The 23,560-nt window shown below is 37.9% G+C and carries 13 protein-coding genes and 1 pseudogene; 6 read left to right on the top strand and 8 right to left on the bottom strand.

Annotated features, from left to right (window positions below; translation table 11 throughout):
* Window positions 1–69: 69 nt before the first annotated feature.
* A protein-coding gene (locus tag AC3CAU_RS10485) for an IS3 family transposase (protein ID WP_447052843.1) occupies window positions 70–1,220 on the bottom strand; the annotation gives its coding sequence in 2 pieces (ribosomal slippage) (window positions 70–980 and window positions 980–1,220; 1,152 coding nt in all).
* A gap of 628 nt (window positions 1,221–1,848) precedes the next feature.
* On the opposite strand from AC3CAU_RS10485, the gene AC3CAU_RS10480 reads away from it, so the two are divergent.
* Window positions 1,849–4,401: a bifunctional diguanylate cyclase/phosphodiesterase gene (locus AC3CAU_RS10480; RefSeq protein WP_447054386.1), complete on the top strand. Its 2,553-nt coding sequence runs from the start codon at window positions 1,849–1,851 to the stop codon at window positions 4,399–4,401.
* 36 nt (window positions 4,402–4,437) lie between these two features.
* On the opposite strand, the gene AC3CAU_RS10475 is transcribed toward AC3CAU_RS10480, so the two are convergent.
* The 4 genes from AC3CAU_RS10475 to AC3CAU_RS10460 all read right to left on the bottom strand — a co-directional run bounded on the left by AC3CAU_RS10475 (window position 4,438) and on the right by AC3CAU_RS10460 (window position 11,330).
* Window positions 4,438–6,003 carry a sensor domain-containing diguanylate cyclase gene (locus tag AC3CAU_RS10475; protein ID WP_131218358.1) on the bottom strand — a complete coding sequence of 522 codons (1,566 nt, stop codon included), beginning with the start codon at window positions 6,001–6,003 and terminating at the stop codon, window positions 4,438–4,440.
* Between the two features lie 353 nt (window positions 6,004–6,356).
* Complete coding sequence (locus AC3CAU_RS10470; protein ID WP_447054385.1) at window positions 6,357–8,057, bottom strand: NAD-dependent malic enzyme; 1,701 nt, start codon at window positions 8,055–8,057, stop codon at window positions 6,357–6,359.
* A gap of 324 nt (window positions 8,058–8,381) precedes the next feature.
* Window positions 8,382–8,882: a Dps family protein gene (locus AC3CAU_RS10465; protein WP_131218354.1), complete on the bottom strand. Its 501-nt coding sequence runs from the start codon at window positions 8,880–8,882 to the stop codon at window positions 8,382–8,384.
* A 1,278-nt stretch (window positions 8,883–10,160) separates the two neighbouring features.
* A complete protein-coding gene (locus AC3CAU_RS10460; protein WP_131218352.1) occupies window positions 10,161–11,330 on the bottom strand; it encodes a replication initiation protein in 1,170 nt (389 codons plus the stop codon).
* A gap of 903 nt (window positions 11,331–12,233) precedes the next feature.
* Between AC3CAU_RS10460 and AC3CAU_RS10455 the strand changes: the two genes are divergently transcribed.
* The 3 genes from AC3CAU_RS10455 to AC3CAU_RS10445 all read left to right on the top strand — a co-directional run bounded on the left by AC3CAU_RS10455 (window position 12,234) and on the right by AC3CAU_RS10445 (window position 15,957).
* Window positions 12,234–13,019, top strand: a complete 786-nt coding sequence (locus AC3CAU_RS10455; RefSeq protein ID WP_131218350.1) for a ParA family protein — start codon at window positions 12,234–12,236, stop codon at window positions 13,017–13,019.
* Window positions 13,020–13,037: 18 nt separating this feature from the next.
* Entirely contained in the window at window positions 13,038–13,952 is a 915-nt protein-coding gene (locus AC3CAU_RS10450; RefSeq protein ID WP_447054384.1) for a ParB/RepB/Spo0J family partition protein, read from the top strand.
* Between the two features lie 1,741 nt (window positions 13,953–15,693).
* Window positions 15,694–15,957: a hypothetical protein gene (locus tag AC3CAU_RS10445; RefSeq protein WP_447054383.1), complete on the top strand. Its 264-nt coding sequence runs from the start codon at window positions 15,694–15,696 to the stop codon at window positions 15,955–15,957.
* Between the two features lie 349 nt (window positions 15,958–16,306).
* Here the strand turns inward: AC3CAU_RS10445 and AC3CAU_RS10440 are convergent, their stop codons facing one another.
* Entirely contained in the window at window positions 16,307–17,761 is a 1,455-nt protein-coding gene (locus tag AC3CAU_RS10440; RefSeq protein WP_131218347.1) for an amino acid permease, read from the bottom strand.
* 417 nt (window positions 17,762–18,178) lie between these two features.
* On the bottom strand, window positions 18,179–19,681 hold the full coding sequence (gene pdxR / locus AC3CAU_RS10435; protein WP_131218345.1) for a MocR-like pyridoxine biosynthesis transcription factor PdxR: 1,503 nt from the start codon (window positions 19,679–19,681) through the stop codon (window positions 18,179–18,181).
* 641 nt (window positions 19,682–20,322) lie between these two features.
* Here pdxR and gabT point away from each other — a divergent pair.
* Window positions 20,323–21,585 (top strand): 4-aminobutyrate--2-oxoglutarate transaminase, encoded by a 1,263-nt coding sequence (gene gabT / locus AC3CAU_RS10430; RefSeq protein WP_131218344.1) that lies wholly within the window; start codon window positions 20,323–20,325, stop codon window positions 21,583–21,585.
* A 16-nt stretch (window positions 21,586–21,601) separates the two neighbouring features.
* The gene (locus AC3CAU_RS10425; protein ID WP_131218342.1) at window positions 21,602–23,050 is read left to right on the top strand and encodes an NAD-dependent succinate-semialdehyde dehydrogenase; all 1,449 of its coding nucleotides are present in this window, start codon (window positions 21,602–21,604) and stop codon (window positions 23,048–23,050) included.
* Between the two features lie 55 nt (window positions 23,051–23,105).
* Here the strand turns inward: AC3CAU_RS10425 and AC3CAU_RS10420 are convergent.
* A pseudogene (locus AC3CAU_RS10420) lies at window positions 23,106–23,522 on the bottom strand (transposase); the annotation flags it as partial.
* Between the last annotated feature and the right edge of the window lie 38 nt (window positions 23,523–23,560).

Raw genomic sequence — 23,560 nt, 5'->3', positions numbered from 1 at the left:
TAATAATATTTTTTTAGTGAATTCCATTATCAAATTTCTATTTTATTAAAGTGAATAGCCACTAAAATTCTAGACACACGTAACCATCTTTTGATGGGCCTTTTTATAATCTAATGGAGAACGCTGACCATTGGAACCATGTCGTCGTTTCGAGTTGTAAAACATTTCAATATATTCAAATATGTCTGCTCTAGCATCTGATCTCGATACGTAAATTTTCTTCTTAATACGCTCTCGCTTTAGCAACTGAAAGAAACTCTCAGCAACAGCATTGTCATGGCAATTTCCTCTCCTGCTCATACTACTTTCCAGATTATGATGTTTGAGGAAATCTTGCCATTCATGACTTGTATATTGGCTACCTTGATCTGAGTGGATGAGTACTTTGTTCTTCGGTTTCCTTCGCCATAGAGCCATCAATAAGGCATCTAAAACCAGATCTGTCGTCATTCTCGATTTCATAGACCAACCAACAACAAGACGTGAAAATAAGTCAATCACCACAGCAAGGTATAGCCATCCTTCATGTGTACGAATATAAGTAATGTCAGTCACCCACAGTTGTTTGGGATGAGTTGGATTAAACTGCCGATCTAAAGTATTTTCAGCCACAACCGCTGAAGTCCCAGTATGTACTCTAGGTTTACGATAGCCACGTTGTGATTTAAGACCACCCACTTTCATCAACCGATGGACTCGATTGATTCCACAACTTTCACCTATGTCTTTTAAGTCACAGTAAATCTTACGATAGCCGTAAACTCCACCAGATTCGAGCCAGAGTTGTTTAATCAATCCTGAAAGCTCTTGCTGTTTCTGAGCAGTCTTACTGATGGGTTGCTTTAACCATGCGTAATAGCCACTGTGATGAACATCTAAAGTTGAACACAAACGACGGATCGGCCAGATACGCTGGTTGTCCTGAATAAAGGCATACCTCACCTGGACTGGCTTGCGAAGTACACCGCGGCTTTTTTTAATATGTCTCTTTCTTCTGTGACTCTTTGAAGTTCTTTTTTTAGCTTTGCCAATTCCGCAAGTGGATCACCAGATTCTGTGATTTTAGGCTGTTGAGGATCATAACGTTTAATCCAGGCATAAAGACTATGCGTGGTTATACCTAAACGTGCGGCAACTTCAGCCACGCTATGACCTTTTTCAGTCACTTGCTTTACTGCTTCAATTTTGAATTCTTCAGGATATCGTTTGCTACTGCTCATAAACACCTCGTTAATTAGCCATTTTATCTAACTAAAGAGTGTCTACAAAATCGGTGGCTATTCAAAGTGACAAAATTTTAGTATAGCTTTAAATCTTTTCTAGAATGACATTACTAAATTAATCAAATCTCTATTCATTTAACATAATGGCGCTTATACGAGTTGAAAAAACTAGTCCAATATAACTGGCATTTTAGTGTCACATATAAATTTAAAACCGTTCCTAAAATAATGTTTTACAGCTTCTAAAATATTCATTGTAGGTTCAGATTGTGGCTGCCATAACCTGATTTTGGGCTGTAGTCTATTTTGACAAATTGTTATTAAATTTCTTGAATCTAGAAAAGAAGAAACTAAGTTGTCAAAATCTCTTAATTGATTTCATTTAATATAATTAACAAATGCCTAAAAAATTGTCGCTATTCACCAAGGTATATGTCTGGCCTATGATGGTTTGTATCACTTGTATTAGTCTCTATATAAACATACAGATATTGTATATGAGGTTCATCACAATTTTGTTATATTATTTAAGTGAGATTGGTACTCAATATTTGGATCTAATTTAAAGAATTTCAGTTGAGAATCTATCAAATATGAGTCATACCACTCAAGGATGGGATACTAGATGAGTCAGACAGCGAATTATTTGGATACTCAATCTATTTTTAATTTAATCGGGCAGCATGCCGACTTAACAGTCATCTTTGATACGGTCAGTCAATGGTTAGAAGCACGGATACCAGAGTCAATGGTATCCATTATGTTGTACTCAGAAGCTGAACAAACTTTAAATCTGATCAGTGGTAAACAACATTTTTCTGATCGTTATAAAGAAGCGATGAAGGATTTAAAAATAGGACCCGATGTGGGTGCATGTGGTGCCGCAGCTTTTTATCGAAAATTAATTATTTGTGAAAATTTAGCTACCCACCCAAACTGGTCTTCTTTTTTGCAGTTTATGCAGCAAGATCAACTCAATGCCTGTTGGTCGACACCTATTATTAATGCAAACGGAAAACTATATGGTACTTTTGGAACTTATTATCCCTCCTCTAAAATTCCGACCAAGATTGAAATTAAATTACTTCGTCATGCTGCATCACTCATTGCCTTAAGCATAGATTTAAATCAAGAACGTCAACATACTCTCGCATTAAATGATAAATATCGTTCTTTCTTTACTTATCATCCGGATACCATTTTTGAACATGATTTAAATGGGATTATTGTTGATAGCAATTTAGCCTCTAAAGAGTTGACCAAATTTAGTCTAGAACAAAGTAAAGGTTTACATTTTTCCCAGTTGGTTTGTCCTGAATATCTGGCGATAACACAAAGTGCTTTTCGGCAAGCTGTACAAGGTGCAGGACAACATCTTGAAATACAGGCGGTGAATAGTTTAGGAGAGAACTACTGGGTAGATCTGACTTATTTACCGATTAAACAGGCTCAACAGGTGGTTGGCATATTTAGTATCGCACGTAATATTACCGATCGGCGGGTAAGCGAAGAGTTGCTACATCTTCTTAAGCGCAGCGTGGATGCTAATCCTCATGGAATAATATTAACCGGAGCATCCGATGATCAGGCTATTGAGTATGTTAATCCTGCTTTCGAAAGTCTAACGGGTTATACAAAAGAAGAAATTTTGGGGAAAAATTGTCGTTTTTTACAAGGCGCCGATACCGATCCTGAAACGCTAAATAAAATCCGGGATGCGATTCAGCATCAGCAAGAAATTCAGGTCACCATCAAAAATTACCGCAAAAATGGCAGTTGGTTCTGGAATCAGCTGGTACTGGCTCCTGTGTTTGATGAGCAACAACGCTGTAAGCATTTTATTGGAATTCAGCAAGATATTACCCAGCAACGAGCAAATATAGAATATATAGCGCATCAACAAAATCACGATAGTTTAACCGGCTTAATGAATCATCATGCTTTTGAAAAAGTACTTGATGTGGCTTTTTCCATACAACATGATCGTCCTCAATCTTTAATTATTATGTATGTCGACCTAGATGATTTCCAACCTTTAAATCAAAGCTTGGGACATGTAGTAGGTGATGAACTGCTTATTGCTGTAGCCAATCGTTTACGGCATATTATTCCAGAGGAAGATTTAGTCGCTCATTTTTCAGGAGATGAATTTGCTATCCTGCTGAATAGATGTAAGGACCTAAAACAAGTTATCATGATGGCCGAAAAAATATTAAAAGGCTTATCTGTGCCTTTTGATATTCAAGGCAACAAAGTCCATATTAGTGCCAGTATTGGCATTGCAGACGATGATCCTCAGGTAGAAAAATCTAAACAATTGCTCCATCATGCTATTCATGCCATGAGCGAAGCAAAAAAAGAAGGGGGAAATACTTGGCATTGGTATGCTTTTAACTCTACCCTTACCCCTAAAATTGATTATGTGCTAATGCGCCATGAATTAATGGTCGCGTTAGAGGAAAAACAGTTCAGACTGGTTTATCAGCCGATTGTTAATGCCAGTACCGGACAGCTTAAAAGTGTAGAAGCACTCATCCGTTGGCAGCATCCTGAGAAAGGGATTATTTCTCCCGCAGACTTTATTCCTTTTGCCGAAAGAACTGGCCAAATTGTAGTGATTGGTCAATGGGTTTTACAACAAGCATGCCTGGATATGGTCGATTGGAATAACAAGCATGGGACTCATCTCAGTGTAGCAGTCAATCTTTCTCCCTTGCAATTTAGACGTAGTGGTTTTTTGCAAGAACTCCAGCAAACACTAGCAGAAACCCAGCTACCGCCTCGGTTGTTAAAAGTTGAGGTCACTGAAAGCATGTTAATTGCGGGTGCGGACCGCTCATTGGAAATTTTAAAAACAGTCCGAAAACTGGGTGTAAGAGTTTCAGTGGATGATTTTGGAACTGGATATTCCAGTCTGAGTTATCTACGAACTTTACCTATTGACGAGATAAAACTTGATCGTAGTTTTATTGAATATTTACCTGAAAATGAAAAAGATGGCGCTATTGTTGCGGCAATTATTGTTATGGCGCATAAACTGGGATTACAAGTGATTGCTGAAGGCATAGAAACTCAAGCTCAAGCTCAGTTTCTAAGAGAACATGAATGTGACCATTTTCAAGGCTACTATTTTGCTAAACCTGCTCCCCTTACCGAGCTCAAGCTGAGTTATGAGTAACTTAAATTATTATAAAAATGCATACCGTTCTATTCTCTAATAACAAATACAGTTACGGCCACTATTTTTAGCTTGGTAAAGCTTATTATCTGCCATTTTAAAAACTTCGGTTACATCGTGTGAGTGTTTAGGCCAAAATGCGATTCCAATCGAGATTGTAATCGGACCGATAGAATTAATGTTGCTTGATTCGATTGTTTTTCTTAAACGTTCCGCAGCATTGTAAGCTACCTTAGGATCTGAAGTGGTCATTAACACAATAAACTCCTCTCCTCCTACCCGACAACAAATGTCTTCGTCCCTAAAATTATTTTTCATAAAACTGGCCAGGGTTTTTAAAACAACATCCCCCTGATTATGACCATAGCTATCATTAATATTCTTAAAAAAATCAATATCAATTGCAAGAACAGCAAAATCTCTTCTTAAACTCACCACTTCTTTTAAGAAGAGTTGCATACCGCGTCGATTATACAAACCCGTCAACGGATCAGTATTTACATGTTGACGCAATTCGGTAATCTTTTCACTGAACACTTGTGAACTGAGGAGCAAAGACGTTCTAAATTTTAATACTTCAAAATACCAGGGATCCACTTGTCTGATTTTGTCTTGAATGTCTGGCTGATTAAGCATGCTGGCCATTTTAGCCAAACTATTTAAAGGTGAAGAAATAAAGCGTGACAAGCGCCAGACAATAAAAAATATAAAAAAATAAAAAATAAAAATGCCGACTGAAACTTTCAAAAGAATAGTATTGGCCTGTTTTAACAACTCTTCGGTCGGCTGCTGGGAAACTACAATCCAGTTCACACTCGGAATATATGCAAAACCTGCCAGATTTTCGACCCCACGACTATTGATTAAGCGGATATTCCCCATCCGGGTACGCACCATATAGTCTAGACCATTATTATTAATAATTTTTTCCCCAATTCTTGTCCGATCAGGGTGAAAAATAATTCGATTATCCTGATCAATCACATACATATAACTTTTTTTAAAGTCATACTCAGTGGAAAGCATGTGCTGAATCAGATTATTCTTTTGTAAATAAATCGTACCGCCAATCATGCCCTGGTAATTTTTATTTTGGTCATAAATAGGTTGAGAGAGGAGTACCACGAGATTATGTTTAACTGACCAATAAGGCGGAGAAATATAAGTTGTTTTATGCTTTAAGGATTCAGTAATTCCCACTGTCTTATATAAAATCTGGGTACTTAGATTCAAACTTTGTGGTGCAAAAGAGACGATTCTTCTTTGCTTATCAACAATTAATAGACTATTAAATTTGTGGGATTGATTTTTAAGCCGCTTTGCTTCTTCTTGGGTTAATTGGCGATTAGAAAAACTCTGTCCTAACAGGTCAGCACTATACTTTAACTCTTGGAGCATATCATCGAAATGCTGATCTGCGCTGGTGGCAACCTTTGAGGCATACTTTTCATTGACTGAAAGCGAGTTCTGAATGAGTTGATCTTTAATCACATAATTGAGAATACATATAGAAACAATAAACAAGCACGAAACACTGACAATAGTCGAAATCAGGATCAGCTTACGCAGATTTAATTTAAGGGCCAGGAGAATCTGTTTCAAAAACGCAGTCTCGTATTATTGTGTCCATGTTTACACTTTATAACATATTTGCAAAATGAGTTAATAAATTCATTTGTAATAAACTTAATTATTTATGTTTTTAATCACAAAAATATGAAAGTATTCATTACAATACTTAAAGAGAGGCTGATTCATCTGCTTTAGATTTTTAAACCTTAACCCTTTATTTCAATGCAATTTATATAACGATTCTAGACCACCATCTTATTTCATGTTCACTCAGCAGCTAAAATGAATGATGCTTTATTAAAAAAACCGAGCTATTTGTATAACTCGGTTTAATCTTAAAAAACAATCTATCTATAGTAACTTAAAGCGGTATTTACATCGAATCAGAATGTCACCCGCTTATAAGCACGGTAGGTTGGCTTCCAGAAATTTGCCTCGATTGCTTGAGTTAACAACTCATCAGAAATTACCGGTGCAACACCAGCCTCCATCGCTGCTTTAGCCACTTTGAAGGCAATAATTTTAGAAACCTGTTGTATTTCATTCAAATCAGGCAATAAATCCGCTTCTGGATTTTGTAACATGGGTGAACATGCGGCCAAGGTATTACTCGATGCTATTAGCATACTGTCGGTTACTCGAGTTGCACCTGAAGCAATTACCCCCAAACCAATACCAGGAAAAATATAAGAGTTATTACATTGCGAAATGTTGTAAATCTTGCCCTGATAATTTACAGGCGCAAATGGACTGCCGGTCGCAATGAGGGCTCTGCCTTCGGTCCATTGCAAAATATCTGCTGGCACAGCTTCAACTTGTGAAGTCGGATTGGATAGTGGCAAGACAATCGGACGTTCACAATTGGCAGCGAGCGTCTTAATGATCTCTTCAGTGAATAAACCGGATTGACCAGATACACCGATCAACACCGTTGGTTTGGCATTGTGTACCACATCCAATAAAGAGATGATTTCCTCTGCATTGCCCCAATGTGCCACATTTTCAGGTTTTTGCGCAAGCCTGCGTTGGAAGTCAAGCAAATTTGGCTGATTTTCAGTGATCAATCCAAAACGGTCAACCATATAAACCCGAGCACGCGCTTGGGCATCGGTTAGACCTTCAGTCACCATTTGCGCCACGATTTGTTCCGCGATTCCACAACCCGCTGACCCTGCCCCCAAGAAAGCAATCGTCTGATCTTTTAGTTGTTTCCCTGCGGCATGCGAGGCTGCAATCAAACTGCCTACAGACACAGCAGCCGTACCTTGAATATCATCATTAAAACAACAGATTTGATCACGATATTTACTTAACAAAGGCATCGCATTTTTTTGGGCAAAATCTTCAAACTGAATCAGGGCTTTTGGCCAGCGGCGCTGAATGGCTGCAATCACATGGTCAACAAATTCATAATATTCATCGCCACTGATACGCGGTTGATTCCAACCCATATAAATAGGATCATTCAGTAACTGCTGATTATTGGTTCCGACATCTAAAGTAATCGGCAAGGTATAAGCCGGGCTTATTCCTCCACAGGCGGTATATAAAGACAGTTTTCCTATCGGAATGCCCATCCCGCCAATTCCTTGATCCCCCAAACCTAAAATACGTTCACCGTCAGTAATCACAATGACTTTGACATTCTTTTTATTCACGTTCTGTAAAATGTCATCAATATGTGCTCGGTCGGGATAAGAAATAAAAATCCCGCGATGCCGACGATAAATATCGGAAAAACGCTGACACGCTTCTCCTACTGTAGGTGTATAAATAATCGGCATCATTTCACTTAAATGATGTTCAATTAAATGATAAAACAGGGTTTCATTGGTGTCTTGAATATTACGCAGATAAATGTGCTTATTAATATCATCATTAAAAGCACAATACTGTTGATAGGAACGCTGGCTCTGCTCCTCAATGCTTTCAATTACATGAGGAATGAGGCCATATAAATTAAATTGACTACGTTCTTGTTCAGTAAATGCAGAGCCTTTGTTTAACAAGGGCAGTTCTAAAAGGGTATTACCCGCATAAGGAATATATAAAGGGTGCTTTTGAGCCAAATTCTCAGTTGTCATTTCCAATCTCATTTTCACGTATTGTCGATGGGATGCAAATAACAAATCCCATCTGACTAAAGTCTAGCTTAGCTCTATTTGCTAATGATTTGATATTTATAAGCGTGATAGCAATTTACAATTGATTTTATCAGTGAATAAAAAATAGGGCGTGAATAGACTTAAGTTGATAAACCCACTCACTTTATCCTATGCCTGATCCTAAACTGCGCTCTTCCTGTCAATCTCGGCGATGAGATATCAACAAAAGTTAAACATTCTCTTAAAGTAAACATAAGCTGTCTGCTCATGTTTATAAATAATGGGCAGCCTAACGCTAATTTTCTACTCTTCTAAAAGACTTCTTAACATCCAAGCTGTCTTTTCATGCACATCAAGTCGCTGTGTTAACATATCTGCAGTGGGTTGATCATTTGCTTTTTCCACAATTGAAAAAATCCCTCTGGCGGTGCGTGCGACAGTTTCATGCGCATTGACTAGAAGCTTGACCATTTCTTGGGCTTTGGGTACACCCTCGACCTCTTTAATTGCGGTTAAAGACGCAAATTCTTTATAGGTTCCTGGAGCAGGAAATCCTAATGCACGAATTCTCTCTGCAATAACATCTAATGCATTCCATTGTTCAGTATATTGCGTCATAAACATAATGTGTAGACTGTTAAACTGAGGACCTGTCACATTCCAATGAAAATTATGTGTCATTAGATATAAGGTATAACTATCTGCGAGTAAGCGTGAAAGATCTTTGACAATTTGAGCACGATTCTCTTTAGAAATTCCAATATCTATCTCGCTTAGATTCACTTCTTGCTTAATCTTTCCCATTTTATAACTCCTGATAAATTTTTAATTTACATTTTTCCAGACCTGGGACAGCGATTCTTACTACTTGACGCGTCTGCCCTAGCAACAGCATGCACCTAAAAAAATTTAATTCCTTCGATAAAGTCTAGCCACTGCCTCTATATCCATCCTCTTATAGATAAATCGACTCTACTTTTAAAATCCGTAAAAAATTTGGTTGGTATCCCTACCATACCCTGTGCGTTCTCGCTTTTATAGGTGAGCATTGTTTTTAATACTGACCAATCATCCCTCATATGGCTTTGGTTGTTTTGCTTTTAAATAATGTTTTAGGAATTTAATTTATTAAGGTTCAATATTTTCTCCAGTCGGTTAACTATAAAAAAGCTGCTCTTTTCACTTAGTCTATAAATTTTTTTAGAAAAAATATGCTTCTTTATTTGGAGATTTAGCAAAAGATAAAGATTGAATTGTTTTGATTAAACCAGGTAGTAAATAATGATAAGTTTTTTAGTCACGGGTTTAGTAATACCTAGGACACCACAGTGAACGTGAATGAAATAATGGTTTTTCTGGTTGAAAATATTCTTAAGGGAAATGGGATAACTCTTCCAAAGAGGATTATTGGCAAATGCACGTTGAAAGGGATAGATTGCCCGCGACTGAGCAAAATCCACTTTTTTTTGAAGAAATAGTCCTATTACTTTAAGTTATTTATAATAATGATTCTCTATGGCTTTACCTACCATTCCGCATATGCCCCGTCCTTGGGATTAATAAATTTATAGCTTACTTAAAAAATAATGCCATTTTCGAACTCTTTTTATTCTCCACCATATTTTTAAGCCGAGCTGATAAAGTAAAAATTAAAATATACTTAGGCTATTTAATAACTAAAAACAGCATGCCTTTTAATTTATTCACTATAAGGCATAGGCCCATTATCTTTCACTCAACTCACGAAAAATGACTTCTTCCCGCACTCTCAATTCTTTGGAAAAATTAACAAATTTTCACAGCACCTAAACTCCGAATATAATCTCAAAATTCACGTTCTTCTCATTATATGGTTTAAAGTATGGACAATAGTCTAAAGTGATTTATGTAGCTGTGGTAATGCTCTCTTGGTCGTTTAAACCACCTACACTTATTTTATAATACTGAAGTAATTTAGTTTAGCTCTTAATAGCCTCTTTCAGCAGCTGGTCTAATGGGTCGTTTCAATTCCGGTGATTGGATATCTAGCCTAACTTGAGTGGGATCGATTGCTAAAAAATGTGTAGTAAGTTGCTACACATTTTAAATAATCTCTTTTCCAAAAATTTCATTCAGACGTCCGCGATTTCCTTGAACAAAGTGAGGATCATTTTTTAGCTTATATTTCATCTCTTTTTTAAAATCATTCATGGATACGCCGGCCACAGCAAAATCCATTTGGAATATAATATCGTTCACAATGACGTTAGCTTGAGAATCGGTTAAACAGCCTTCAGTTTTGAACCACTTGCTGAACTGTTTATAATTCGGATCATTGGCATGAATATACCAAGATCTAACCGTCATATCGAATTTTGCCCCCAACTCTTTCACGATGGCATTATCGTCAAAATCTACATCCAGATAGATTTGAGTCTTTTCATTGCTCTGAGAACTAATAACCTCAGTATGTCTACTGGTAATTTTAAATCGGACCCCTACAATAGGTCGTCCTTTCTTGATGGTGTCATATTCTAGCTTTAGACTGGTTCTTTCATTAATTTCTTCAACAATTTTATCTAATACATAACGTCTGAAATCCACCCAACGATCATATTTCTTCTCCCCAATATCGGTTAATGCTTTGATATTTTCCAGTGACAGCTCAACTTCATATGAGTCCTGATGAGCGTACTTAAACTCATTTTTAATAAAATAGGAATATAGACTCATACTGGTCACTGAGTCTAAAGCAAATAAATCCTTCAGTTGATAGGTGGTGAAGTTACCGCTCGCCAAGCGGGTAAAATAAGGCAGCACTTCACTGGTAAAGCGAATTTGTAAGGCATTTTTGGCGTCATCTTCCCAACGCAACTCTCGGATAATCGGGACGACAGAGTGAACTTTTTTTACTTTTCGTTTGCTATCATCCAAAGGCTCTTCAATGACAAAATGGGCAACACGCGATGACAACTCTTTATAGATCCGGTCAATTGCAACATTAATCGAATTTTTTTTATCTAAACCCAGCAATTCGCCTAGGTCATCTTTATGCAAATAGATATAAGTTTGCTCGGTAATTTCTCGATCTTGATTATTTTTCTCACCGTAATTTGCAACCGCCATTGCATAAAGCAGTGCCTTATACTCATTGGATGAAAGTTCAATCGGTCGAATTAAGCGATTGCTGGTACTGACCACGCCATTATGTCGAATATTCCCAATACAATAAGGTAAATATTCTGTTTCTTGTTTTTCATTCAGCTTGTTCATAAGTGGAAAATAAAAGTACTTTTCTACATGTTATACACAAAAGTGGAATCCGATGCAAATTATCCACCCTTTTAACTAGATGCTATACAGAAATGAATAACAAACAATCAAAGCGAAAGCTAAGAGTGGAAGGCATGTCACTTTGTTTTGCTATTTGAAACACTTTTTAAACTTAAAGTGGAAAGATAAATAAATATTACACTTTTTAGTGACAAAGCTTCCACTTTTAGTATTTGTTAATCATTTTTAATGCGTTTGAAAAGCAAAAGAATACGCCGAATAAGCATTTAAAGTGGAAAGGATAAATTAAAATGCACCTTAAACGTGACAAACCTTCCACTTTTAGCTGATCTATAAATAAAAAAAGACAATATCCTTGATGAAATTACGAACAAACAAGTTATCCACAGTTTAAAAATATTAAAATGACAAGTCTTCCACCTTTAAAGCGAAATTAACTCACTTATCAACAGATTAACAGACTGTTTTTAAATAATTTTATAGTTTAAATTCAAACTTTATTTAAACTCGATGACAAGTCTTCCACTCTAGTGACAAGCCTTCCACCTTTCAGTGACATACCTTCCACCTTTCAGTGACAGACCTTCCACCTTTCAGTGACAGACCTTCCACCTTTCAGTGACAGACCTTCCACTTTTCAGTGACAAACCTTCCACTTTTAAAAATATAAGATATTGATTTTAAATAATAAAAAAGTGTTCTAATTATAATTAACTAATTATATAAATTAATACTAATTATAATTAGCTAGCTATATTGAATAAAAAAAGAATGTGTTTGTTTTTTATTCAAGTTCAGACTATAACTTCAACGTAGCATAAAGAAGCTGTAGCAAGTTGCTACAAAGTTCTTTATATTACAATAACTCAAATGAGGTTTATTATGACAAGTAAGTCGACTAAAATCATTGCTGTGGCAAATCATAAAGGTGGTTGCGGAAAGACAACTACCGTAGTTCATCTGGCATCAGAATTGGCAGACTTGGGCAACAAAGTACTGGTGATTGATTTAGATCCCCAAGCTAATGCAAGTCTACATATCGGCTCCAGACATCCAAGTGAAGTTGAAACCACTTCAGCTGAATTGCTGGTAGGTGATTTAAGTTTGTTATCTGAAGCTTTAGAAGAAGAAACCAATTTCAAAAATGTTTCTTTAATTTATGGTTCACTCACTTTAGGTAAAACTGAAGACCAACTCAAAGATGATTCTCCAAGACCATCTGAAGAACTGGCTACTAAATTGGAACTGTTAAAAGGATTATATGATTTCATCCTAATTGACTGTCCTCCTAGCTTAAAACTTCTTACCAGTAATGCTTTAGCGGCATCAACACATGTCATGGTACCCATTGAATCAGGTTCACAATATGGCTTATACGGTGTGACTGACTTAATTAACCATTTAAGTAAAATAAGACGTGTTAATCCTGAATTAAAACTTTTAGGTGCTTTATTGATTAAACATGATGAACGTCAAAATGTATGTAAACTGATTAGAGAGGAAGCCTTAAGTCAGGTCGGTGAATTACTAAAAACCACAATTCCGATGAGTACCAAAGTGAATCAAGCCGCAATTTTGCAACAACCCTTATTGGCAGTAGATAAAAATGCTAAGGTTCGTAAAGCTTTTCAAGAATTAGCGAAAGAAATTATCAATCGTGTTGAATAAAAGCACTCTGAGAATATTATGGTAAGTACAAAAGAACTGTTAGCACAACGTCTTCAACAAAATACTCAAAAACATCAGCAAGCTCAGAAAGAGCATGTCAATGATGTGAAAGAATTACGTCGTAATGTACAAATTACAGATATTCAGCCTAGTCCCAATCAACCACGAAAGTTTTTTAATCAACAAGATATTGAAGACTTGGCAGCATCAATCGACGAAATTGGATTACTACAACCGATAGCAGTTCGACGTGTGCAAGATAAATATGAATTAATCGCCGGTGAACGACGGTTGAAAGCTCATCAAGTTCTGAATAAAAATACCATCGAAGTGATCGTCATAGATGCATCGGATGAAGAAGTGGCACTGTTAACTTTAGCGGAAAACTTAAAACGAGAAGACTTAACCGACTATGAAATCTATGTCGGCTTGAGTTCTCTGAATGAGAAACTAAAAAAGAACAAGCAAAAACTCGCAAAGTCCTTAGGTATGAACCGTGAAGATATGTATAAATATCTATCTTTCGAAAAATTACCTCAAGAACTGATTGCAGATTTAGAGCAACAACCGACTTTATTGGCACGTACGGCAGCTACCGCAGTAAAAAAGTTTCTCTCGGATTATGAAGCCAATTACAACAATGCTAAAAAAGCACTCTTAGAAGCTTGGGCGAAACTACTGAAAAAAGAAGTAGAACAAACCAAACTTGCATTATTGGCTGAAAGGATACTCAAGTCGACGGAAACAAAAGAGCCGATCAAAACCTCAATCGTGCACAAAATTGAATATGATGGAAAGGTCGCAGGAAATATCAAATTTGATCATAACACCTTAAAAGTGTCATTAAAGATGAGTGAATTTAATAATTACAACTTAAAAGAACTGGAAAGTTTGCTGAAAAAAATGCTGATCCAATCAAAAAAACAAGTGTAGCAACTTGCTACACTTGTTTTGAGCTAAAACCAACAGAGTAAGGTCGGGGATAGGGATTGAGATATACAAAATTCAAAAAATATCATCTCTAGAAAAAATCACTGGTTTCATAATTTTTAATCTACTTTGATCATATAGGTATGCCACCAAATTTAAATTTTTCTTATTATTCAAGAAAGATAGGAAGTTGAGTAAAAATAAAAAGTTGTGTAGAACTGTGCTGCATATGCTTCTGTTATCTCCTGAGAGGCTGATTTTAATAACTTACCCAGAGAACTCGAAATATAAAATAGTACGTTCTAAGCGTAAATAAAGGGAAAGTACTGGGCTGGTAAATATCAGGTTATTCTTGTGCAGAGGAATAAATAAACAGACGCTAAAATATCTGCAAATAAAAAAGTAAGAATGAAAAACAAAAGTTGATTACTTAGAAGAGTTTTTAAGTGTTTTCTAGTTTAGGTTCAAGTTTAATACTGCATTCCCTAAAGCTATTTCAGTTTAAGAGTGCCCTTTTAAACAAATAGCATTATAAAATGGAAAATTGACTGGTTTAGCTTTGAGGCATTTTAAAACTCTTAAGTTATCTAACTACAATCATCGAGACACATTTATTTCATCCTAAAGTTTTAGCTTTTGCACTTTATTCATTAAATTCATTAGCTTCTTAAACCACCTCGTAATTTAAGATTGAAACCCAACCTTGTACATCCTATGAGTTTCCTCTGGAGTAGATAGGTTGAAAGTGTAAGGAGGGGGGAATTGATTTTAAAAATATCTTTAGCGGTTCATCCCTTGGATACATTTAGAGATGTCTAGATCAGTAAAAGCTTTATACAGCTCTCCTCAATGATCATAGGGAAAAAATAATCCACAAATTTTGATTGGTTTATTTCTGTCAAATGTTTCAATTTTAATATTATAAAAAAGAATAGAAATGAACTAGAAGTTCCAATAAATAATGCCAAAAAAATCAGCAATAATAAATCCATTTATATCATCTGCATTTACTAAATCTGTTAATACTCAATGTAGAAGCTTTAGCAAGGAATGGGTTAAACTTCCAAGCCAGATTTAATCGTGCTTAAAATAATGTCATAACAGCTTCAGCTCTTCAGTTCATATTAAATAGCCTAAGTATTAATCAATTTTATTTAAACGAACTACAAATTGCGTTTCATAGATAAAATTAAGCCAAAAACATGGAAAAACTTTAGACAGAGAGCAGGATAGGGTGTCTATCTTACTGTTCTGATTTCTGTAAAATTTAAGTAGAGCTTGGTAATCTTTACCATCGATTACAAACTTAGACCTAATTCGCTACGCAAAAACTTGGCTATCTGATAGATTTTTCACTCAGAATTTCGCTCAATAACCTCCAATACCTGTTGGCATGTTTGGCTTGATTCAACTGAGCTTAAAGCCTTAAATCGTTTATTTAGCTTAGAGCTTGTTTAATTGCTGAAAAAATTTACTAATGCTTACCGTACTATTTCTAATTTCTGAAGCCATAAAAAGGGAGAACATATACAAAGCAAGATTTACTCCAGGAGGATTTGTTGCTTGAGTACTTGACGTAAAATCAAATACTGGAGTCAATTGCACAGAACCCATTTCCGTTCTTCAAATAGTCTTATCGCGTGTAGGCTTATTTTTATTGCCTAAAACAACATTAACGCTTTGTCTCAATATCACAGAAACACTTAAAACCGCATCTGGCTTAATCGATGATGTTTTTTAAAGCATGGCGTATATCTCAGATGCTCCTAGTATGGTTCAAGAATTAGAAAGTAGGGACTGTGGTTCGATTATATTTTTGGGTAGTTTAATTGGCGCGGAGTTAGGGATTTTGAACTCTCAGATGCTTTCAATTATTAAAGAAAGTGCCAAAGTTCAGCTATTGGTTGATAAGGGAGGAGATAATCCCAGAGATGCTGCTATCGCCATGGAGCGCGGTTGTGATGGGGTACGGATAATTAACCCGAGTGCATCAGCAAAAAATCCTTAACCCCCTATATGAATGACCTCTGCGCTGAAAAAACACTTCAAGCTGGAAAAGGTTTTTCTGGCTGAATATATGCCAAGAGCGAGTTCAGCTGAGACCGGCTATTTTTCTTTAATAAAATTTGAACAAATTTTAGGGGACAAATTTTTAGCCCTTTATTACTTAATTTTTAAGCATTAATTTATTATAAGTTAAATCTATTCTTAAGCATAAAATGGAATAGTTGAATAAATATAGAACTGACTATTTGACTTGTATGGAGGGGGGGAATATACGGAGGGTTGATTAGCTCTCCATATATTACCTCAAAAGCTATCCTTATTTTTAAAGAATTATCCTCTTAGTACACCTATTAAATATTGTCACTTAGATTTATCCTGTTTTCCGTGGTACTTTCCTTTTTGGCCGAGATTTTGCCCCAATTAAACTTTTGTGCACAAATTCCTAAGCCCACAATTAATAAAGCAAGAATACTGGTGTATACCACTTCCTTAAAGTAAGTTCCTTCAATCACCATCGTAATTAAAGCCCCAATAATAAAAAGGATAACCAGATAAGTCAGCCAAGGAAATAACCACATTTTAAATGGAATATCCTGTCCTTCTGCTTCCAGTTTTTTACGCAGCTTAAGCTGGGAAATCGCGATGGCAAGATAGACGTATAAAGATACGGTACCTGTAGCTAACATCAATACATCATAAATATTCATACTTTCGGTGGCGGTTAGATAAATCGCCACAAAAGAAAACAGGCTTGAAAAGATTACTCCCACCCATGGGCTGTTATTGCGGTTGGTTAAACCAAAACTCTTTGGTGCATCGCCACGTTTCGAGAGAGAATAGACCATGCGTGAACAGGTATAAAGTGCGGAGTTAAAGCAGCTACATACCGAGGTGAGGACTACAAAATTAACAATATGGCGCGCTTCCGGAATACCGAGTGCGCTAAGTGCCACGCTATAAGTTCCCCAAGTAGGATCTTTCAATAAAGGATTATTGTGCGGAATCAAGCAAACGGTAATCAGCATTGAGCCGACATAGAACAAAATGATCCGCCAGACAATAGAATTAGCGGCCTTACGGATTTCTTTGGCGGGATCTTTGGTTTCAGCTGCTGCAACGGTTACAATTTCTGCACCCATATAAGCAAACATTACTCCCAATAATGCTGTAATCACGGATGAAAAACCATTTGGCATAAATCCTTCAGCTGTTAGATGCGTCACACCGCCTAGCATAGATGCAGTACCCCAAGGCCAAAGGTGCATAATGGCCAAGCTACCAAACACTAGAAAGAGTACGATTGCAATGACTTTGATCAAGGCGAACCAGAATTCAAATTCACCAAAGTTTTTTACATCACGAAGGTTGACCCATACTAAAGCTACCGTAACCAAGAGCATATAGCCCCAGATCGGTATAAATGGGAACCAGCTATTTAAAATTTTACCTGCAACAAAGGCTTCCCAGCCCATGAGTAAGGTCCAGAAAGACCAGTATAGCCATCCGATTGAAAACCCAGCCCAACGACCAATACCACGATCTGCATAAGTTGAAAATGAACCGCTGTCGGGATTCAGTACCGCCATTTCCCCGAGCATGCGCATAATTAATAGAACCAGTAACCCGCCTAATGTATATGCAATCAGTGCAGCTGGCCCTGCAGAATAGATGACATTTCCAGAGCCGACAAAGAGTGCACCACCAATTACACCAGCAATTGAAATCATGGTGAGATGGCGTGACTTAAGTCCATTTTTTAAGCCGTTTGATGATTCGGACTTGGAGAAATGTTGATGTTCTGCCATATTATTTCCCTTAATATCAATAGCGTAGCGGCAATAAAATTCCTTATTTAGCGTACGCTATTCTATCCTTTGAAACTGTAACCGAATTCATAGCGACTTTACCGATATTAAGCTAATCTTAATAAAAAGATCCTCCTTAAAAACACAGGCAAGATCATGCTTTGATAAAAAAACGGTTACATGCTGTTCATGTATGCAGTTAATTTCTCTTTTTTGTTGTTGAGTGACGAGAGCCATTTTTGAGCTATTCAAAGGAGCCAATTGTCTTGAGAGAATAAAAAATTAGGGAAGAAATATTTACAGAAAAATAAAGAATACTTAAAATAGATGGATTAGAGAGGTATTTAATTTCATGCTGAAGTGAGCATAAAAACTTATAATTTTAAAAATAAAATTTTAATTAATCACCCATTTTTATTAAGTTAAGGTACAGATACCATGCTCACGCAAGCATTTTAACAATATGCCAAAAGCCACCAGAATTTCCTGTTCACGCACACAGGCAAAACCAAGTAATAATCCTTTCTGCCGCGTAGAGTAGTGCTTGGTATAGTACTGGGATAAAGCTCTGACTTTGATTCCCTGATCCAACGCTTTTGAGGCAATCAATACATCATCACTGCTGCTGGGTAATTTTAAGATCAGATGTAAACCTGCTGCTGTATTATATGCATGCAGGAAATCTTCACCTAAATGACGGCGGATCAAGTCAATTAAAAAAGCATGACGTTTGCCATACAGTAAACGCATACGTCGAATATGCGCCTCATAATGGCCTTGTCGAATAAATTCAGCCAAGGTCTGTTGATCGATTAAGTGACCACCACGATACAATTCTGATGCCACAATCCGTAGTGAAGAAAATAATTGTTTTGGTACCACTAAATAGCCAATACGCAAGGCAGGATAAATTGTCTTGCTGAAGGTGCCCATATAAATGACTGGAGAATCTGGCTCTAAACCTTGTAAAGAGGGATAGGGCTGGCCAGAAAATCTGAATTCGCTGTCATAATCATCTTCAACAATCCAACTGTTATGTTGGCGTGCGAGTGCAATTAATTGTTGGCGACGTTCAAGACTCAAATGCGAGCCTAAAGGATACTGATGAGACGGAGTAACAAAAATCAGTTTAGGGGGTTTTTGGGGATGAAGATCCGGAATGATGCCTTCCTGATCAACCGGTAATGAACGCAGATTGACCCCATTAATCCGTAAAATATTACGGGCGCCCCAATAGGCCGGGTCCTCGATCCAGACCTCATCGCCTATGTCGCTTAAAGTCCGGGAGACCAAGTCAATCGCTTGATGGGTCCCTTCGGTAATAATGATCTGATCAGCATCACACTGGACCGAACGTGCAATTTTAAGATATTCAGCCAGCTCCTGACGCAGTTCCAAGCATCCACCCGCATTGCTGTAAATCAGGTGATTGACTTGAGGTTCACGACTCAAACGCATCTGAATTTTGCTGAAAATCTGATGAGGGAATTCTGTAACATCCGGTGCACCGGGTACAAAGGCTCCCCATTGATAAGGTGAGGCCGCTGAATAGCCAAGCAGATAAGAACCGCGTTGCGACAGATTGTAATTTTGTTGAGCCTTTTTTTCCTGAAGTTGAGTAGAGGTATTTTCTGCTTTAACCAAAAAGGATTCGGGTAATTTCTCCACGACCCAGGTGCCTTGTCCTGTACGGGCATTGACATAGCCTTGGGCTTGTAATTGTTCATAGGCATTTAAGACCGTATTGCGGGACACCTTAATCTCTTTAGCCAGATCACGGGATGCAGGCAAACGGGTTTTGGGAGCCAATACGCTATCAATAATGGCGTTACGCAGGCAGCGGAATAATCGTGTTTGCAATGTTCCAGCCGCGTCTTGCTGTAATCGCTGCAGTAAATAATCTCCAAGCAAGCTACGCAATTGGCTCTCTCCTACAAATTTAAATGGCTCTCATGAGAGTTACACCGCTAGCTGCAAAATAATCTGATTAAGCCGTCATTGTAAAGTATCTTACTTCGTTCTTACTCTTACATCACTGGCTTAGATGCGAGCAGGTAAGTGGCAGGCAATATACACATTTACAGATTAAAACTAAAGTGAAAAATCTAGGCATTGATTTTGTTGAGGTAAAGCTGCACCAAGACTTGGATCAAGCCATGATAAATGAATAGAGATGTTTTGCAGCCGTGAGGAAATGTGACGGTATATAAAAAAGGATGATGCAATCAACACGATGATGAAAGGGTGGAGCTATACCGAGCAAGGGATAACTACCTGAAAAGATTATCTTAAACAGTTGGCTAAAGTGGAACTTCTATTAAAAAGGAGCCAATTTTTTATGAAAATTAATTATTTGATTTTTAATAAAATAGTATAAATTTTCCGATGTTGTATTCATTTGAGCAAGCCAAATTGGCTCTCTCTGTCTACTTCAAAGTGGCTCTCGTCTCATACCAATAAAAGCGCAAAATGAGGATGATCAGCCAATCATGTGCAAATCTCCATTGCATGGTCGGGATAGCAAAATTCTACAATGTATGAATCAAGAATGAGGATATAAAATGGACAGTAAACACTCTGCATTGAATGCACGTAAACAGCAAGCGACGCCTCGTGGTGTTGGGGTCATGTGTCAATGGTACGCGGAGAAAGCAGAGAACTCGACAATTTGGGATGCAGAAGGCAATCAATATATCGATTTCTCAGGCGGAATTGCGGTACTGAATACTGGTCATCGCCATCCTAAAATTATTGCTGCCGTTACTGAACAATTAACCAAATTTACTCATACAGCGTACCAGGTTGTACCTTATGAGAGTTATGTTTCTCTTGCCGAACGTATTAATGAACGTGCACCCATTGATGGTGCTGCAAAAACTTCATTCTTTTCTACGGGTGCTGAAGCAGTCGAAAATGCAGTAAAAATTGCCCGTGCCTATACTGGCCGTCACGGTATTGTAACTTTTGGTAACGGTTTTCATGGCCGCTCGTTTATGACGATGGCAATGACAGGTAAAACTGCGCCTTATAAACGTGATTTTGGTGTGATGCCGAGCGGTGTCTTCCATGCACGTTATCCGGTAGAAGCTAAAGGGATTAGCGTAGATGATGCCATTCAGAGCATCGAAGATATTTTTGCAGAAGATATTGCAGCACACGATGTTGCAGCGATCGTACTTGAACCTGTACAAGGTGAAGGCGGTTTTAATGTGGTACCTGCAGAGTTTTTAAAACGTTTGCGTGTGCTCTGTGACCAAAATGGGATTTTACTGGTTGCAGATGAAGTACAGTCCGGCTTTGCCCGTACAGGCAAGCTGTTTGCCATGGATTATTATGATACCAAAGCAGATTTGATCACCATGGCCAAAAGCTTGGGCGGTGGTTTCCCGATTTCAGGTGTGGTTGGCCGCGCTGAAGTGATGGATGCACCAAATCCAGGTGGTTTGGGCGGAACTTATGCCGGTAATCCGGTTGCTGTTGCTGCTGCTCACGCAGTATTGGATGTAATTGAAGAAGAAGGTCTTTGTGAACGGGCCAATAAATTAGGGGCAGAGCTGGTAGATGTATTACATGAACTGAAAATGTCTTCTGCGATGGTCAAAGATATTCGTGCATTAGGCTCGATGGTTGCAGTTGAACTAGAAACTGCCGAACAGGCAAAAGCTGTACAAAACCATGCCATGCAAAATGGCCTGTTAATTTTAACTTGTGGTCGTTATGGTAATGTAATTCGTTTCTTATATCCGTTAACAATTCCTGCAGAACAATTCCGTGCCGGCTTGACCATTTTGAAACAAGGTTTTGCACTGTCTGTCGCAGCATAATTAAAGAGTAACAATCATGCTTCAAGCGCAATACAGAAATTTATTACAGCATCCTGACATCAGTTTTGATCAGCCTGCAACTGGTGCTTATATTGAAGTCAGAGATGCAGCTACACACGATACTTTGGCATGGGTAAAATCCTATGACCGAGCTGCTGTAGAACAGATGATTGCTCGTTCTCAGCAAGCCCAGACTTCATGGAAAGCAAAGACCGCGCTGGAACGTGCAGATGTACTTTGGGCCTGGTTTAATCTGATACAGGAAAATAAAGAGTCATTGGCTCAGATTTTAACTGCTGAACAAGGTAAGCCTTTGGTTGAAGCCCGGGGTGAAATTGGTTATGCAGCTTCATTCATTCGTTGGTTTGCCGAGCAGGCTCGCCGCACTGATGGTGAGATTTTGACTCCAACTGTTGCCAATCAACGTTTATTGGTGATTAAGCAAGCCATTGGCGTAACTGCTGCAATTACGCCTTGGAATTTTCCTGCGGCAATGATTACACGTAAAGCAGCTCCTGCCATTGCTGCGGGTTGTACAATGCTGGTTAAACCAGCTGAACAAACCCCTTTAACAGCGTATGCTCTGGAAGTGTTGGCATTGCGTGCAGGTCTGCCGCAAGATGTCCTGCTGCATATCAGTGGTAATGCGATTGAAGTGGGTAAAGCCCTGTGTGAAAGTGATACCGTAAAAAAGTTAAGCTTTACAGGTTCTACTCAAGTCGGTCGTATCTTGATGCAGCAATGTGCGCCAAGCATTAAAAAACTGTCTTTGGAACTCGGGGGCAATGCACCTGTTCTAGTGTTTGATGATGCAAACCTTGAACAAGCGGTACAGGGCATCATGGCAAGTAAATTCCGCAATAGTGGACAGACCTGTGTTTGTGCCAATCGAATTTATGTACAAGATGGCATTTATGATGCACTGGTTGAAAAGCTGGCGACAGCGGTTGCCAACTTGAAAGTAGGGGATGGGCGTAATGAATCCTCTACCCAGGGTCCGCTGATTGATGAAGCTGCGATTGAAAAAGTGCAGTCACATATTGCTGATGCTGTCAGCAAAGGTGCACAAGTGAAAATTGGTGGGCAGCGTTCCAGTCTTGGCGGTACATTCTTCGAACCCACACTTTTAACTGAAGTCACCCAACAGATGCGGATAGCGAAAGAAGAAACATTTGGTCCGCTTGCGCCACTTTTCCGCTTTGAAACGGAGCAAGAGGCAATTCAAATGGCGAACGATACAGAGTTCGGCTTGGCAACTTATGTATTCACCCAAAGTACAGCACGTCAGTGGCGAGTAGGTGAAGCATTGGAATATGGAATGGTCGGGATTAATACCGGTGCTATTTCAAATGAAGTTGCTCCATTTGGGGGAGTAAAGCAATCTGGATTAGGTCGTGAAGGTTCTAAATTTGGTATGGATGAGTATCTTGAAATGAAGTATCTATGTATGGATGTATCCTCATAATTATTTCTATCCCATTGAGTGGAAAATTAGCAAAAAATCGGGATCTGTTGACATTTCACAATGGGAACCAGACCAATATGCAGGCTAGGCAACTGAATTTTCGTAGTTTCGCTTTAGCTTGTCATATTGGCTGGTAATACCTCTAAACTGTTTGAATCTTGCAAATGTGTTTTCAACTCAGTGGCTGATTTTATATAAATACCCGTCCATAGGTTTATTGTTGTTTTTTGAGTGGCTTCTTCTAGGAATATTTGCTTGAGTTTCAGTACTATTGATCTTTGCTCTGGGGGATTCTGAATCATGGCCTTTGTCAACGCACAGGATTTCTGTATCTTTTAAATCTAAACGATCAATTAAATCTGGGGGCAATTTTAACATCCGGTGTTGTGCCCTCATCAAGAATAAACTCAATGGGATTGCCATTTGCATATACAGCTAAATGAATTGTAGAACTGTTGCCGCTGATACTTTTGCAAGACTGATAATCGTTTAAGTTTTTTATTCGAAATA

The organism is Acinetobacter sp. GG23 (assembly GCF_057766365.1).
Note: the sequence above shows the minus strand (reverse complement) of the source record. Positions and strands in the feature narration are given on the sequence as shown.

What these genes read in the sequence shown, in the direction of transcription:
- AC3CAU_RS10470 (WP_447054385.1), bottom strand. Translation starts at nt 8,057, where the DNA reads ATGACAACTGAGAATTTGGCTCAAAAGCACCCTTTATATATTCCTTAT.
- AC3CAU_RS10460 (WP_131218352.1), bottom strand. Translation starts at nt 11,330, where the DNA reads ATGAACAAGCTGAATGAAAAACAAGAAACAGAATATTTACCTTATTGT.
- AC3CAU_RS10455 (WP_131218350.1), top strand. Translation starts at nt 12,234, where the DNA reads ATGACAAGTAAGTCGACTAAAATCATTGCTGTGGCAAATCATAAAGGT.
- AC3CAU_RS10425 (WP_131218342.1), top strand. Translation starts at nt 21,602, where the DNA reads ATGCTTCAAGCGCAATACAGAAATTTATTACAGCATCCTGACATCAGT.
- AC3CAU_RS10445 (WP_447054383.1), top strand. Translation starts at nt 15,694, where the DNA reads ATGGCGTATATCTCAGATGCTCCTAGTATGGTTCAAGAATTAGAAAGT.
- gabT (WP_131218344.1), top strand. Translation starts at nt 20,323, where the DNA reads ATGGACAGTAAACACTCTGCATTGAATGCACGTAAACAGCAAGCGACG.
- AC3CAU_RS10440 (WP_131218347.1), bottom strand. Translation starts at nt 17,761, where the DNA reads ATGGCAGAACATCAACATTTCTCCAAGTCCGAATCATCAAACGGCTTA.
- AC3CAU_RS10480 (WP_447054386.1), top strand. Translation starts at nt 1,849, where the DNA reads ATGAGTCAGACAGCGAATTATTTGGATACTCAATCTATTTTTAATTTA.
- AC3CAU_RS10465 (WP_131218354.1), bottom strand. Translation starts at nt 8,882, where the DNA reads ATGGGAAAGATTAAGCAAGAAGTGAATCTAAGCGAGATAGATATTGGA.
- AC3CAU_RS10450 (WP_447054384.1), top strand. Translation starts at nt 13,038, where the DNA reads ATGGTAAGTACAAAAGAACTGTTAGCACAACGTCTTCAACAAAATACT.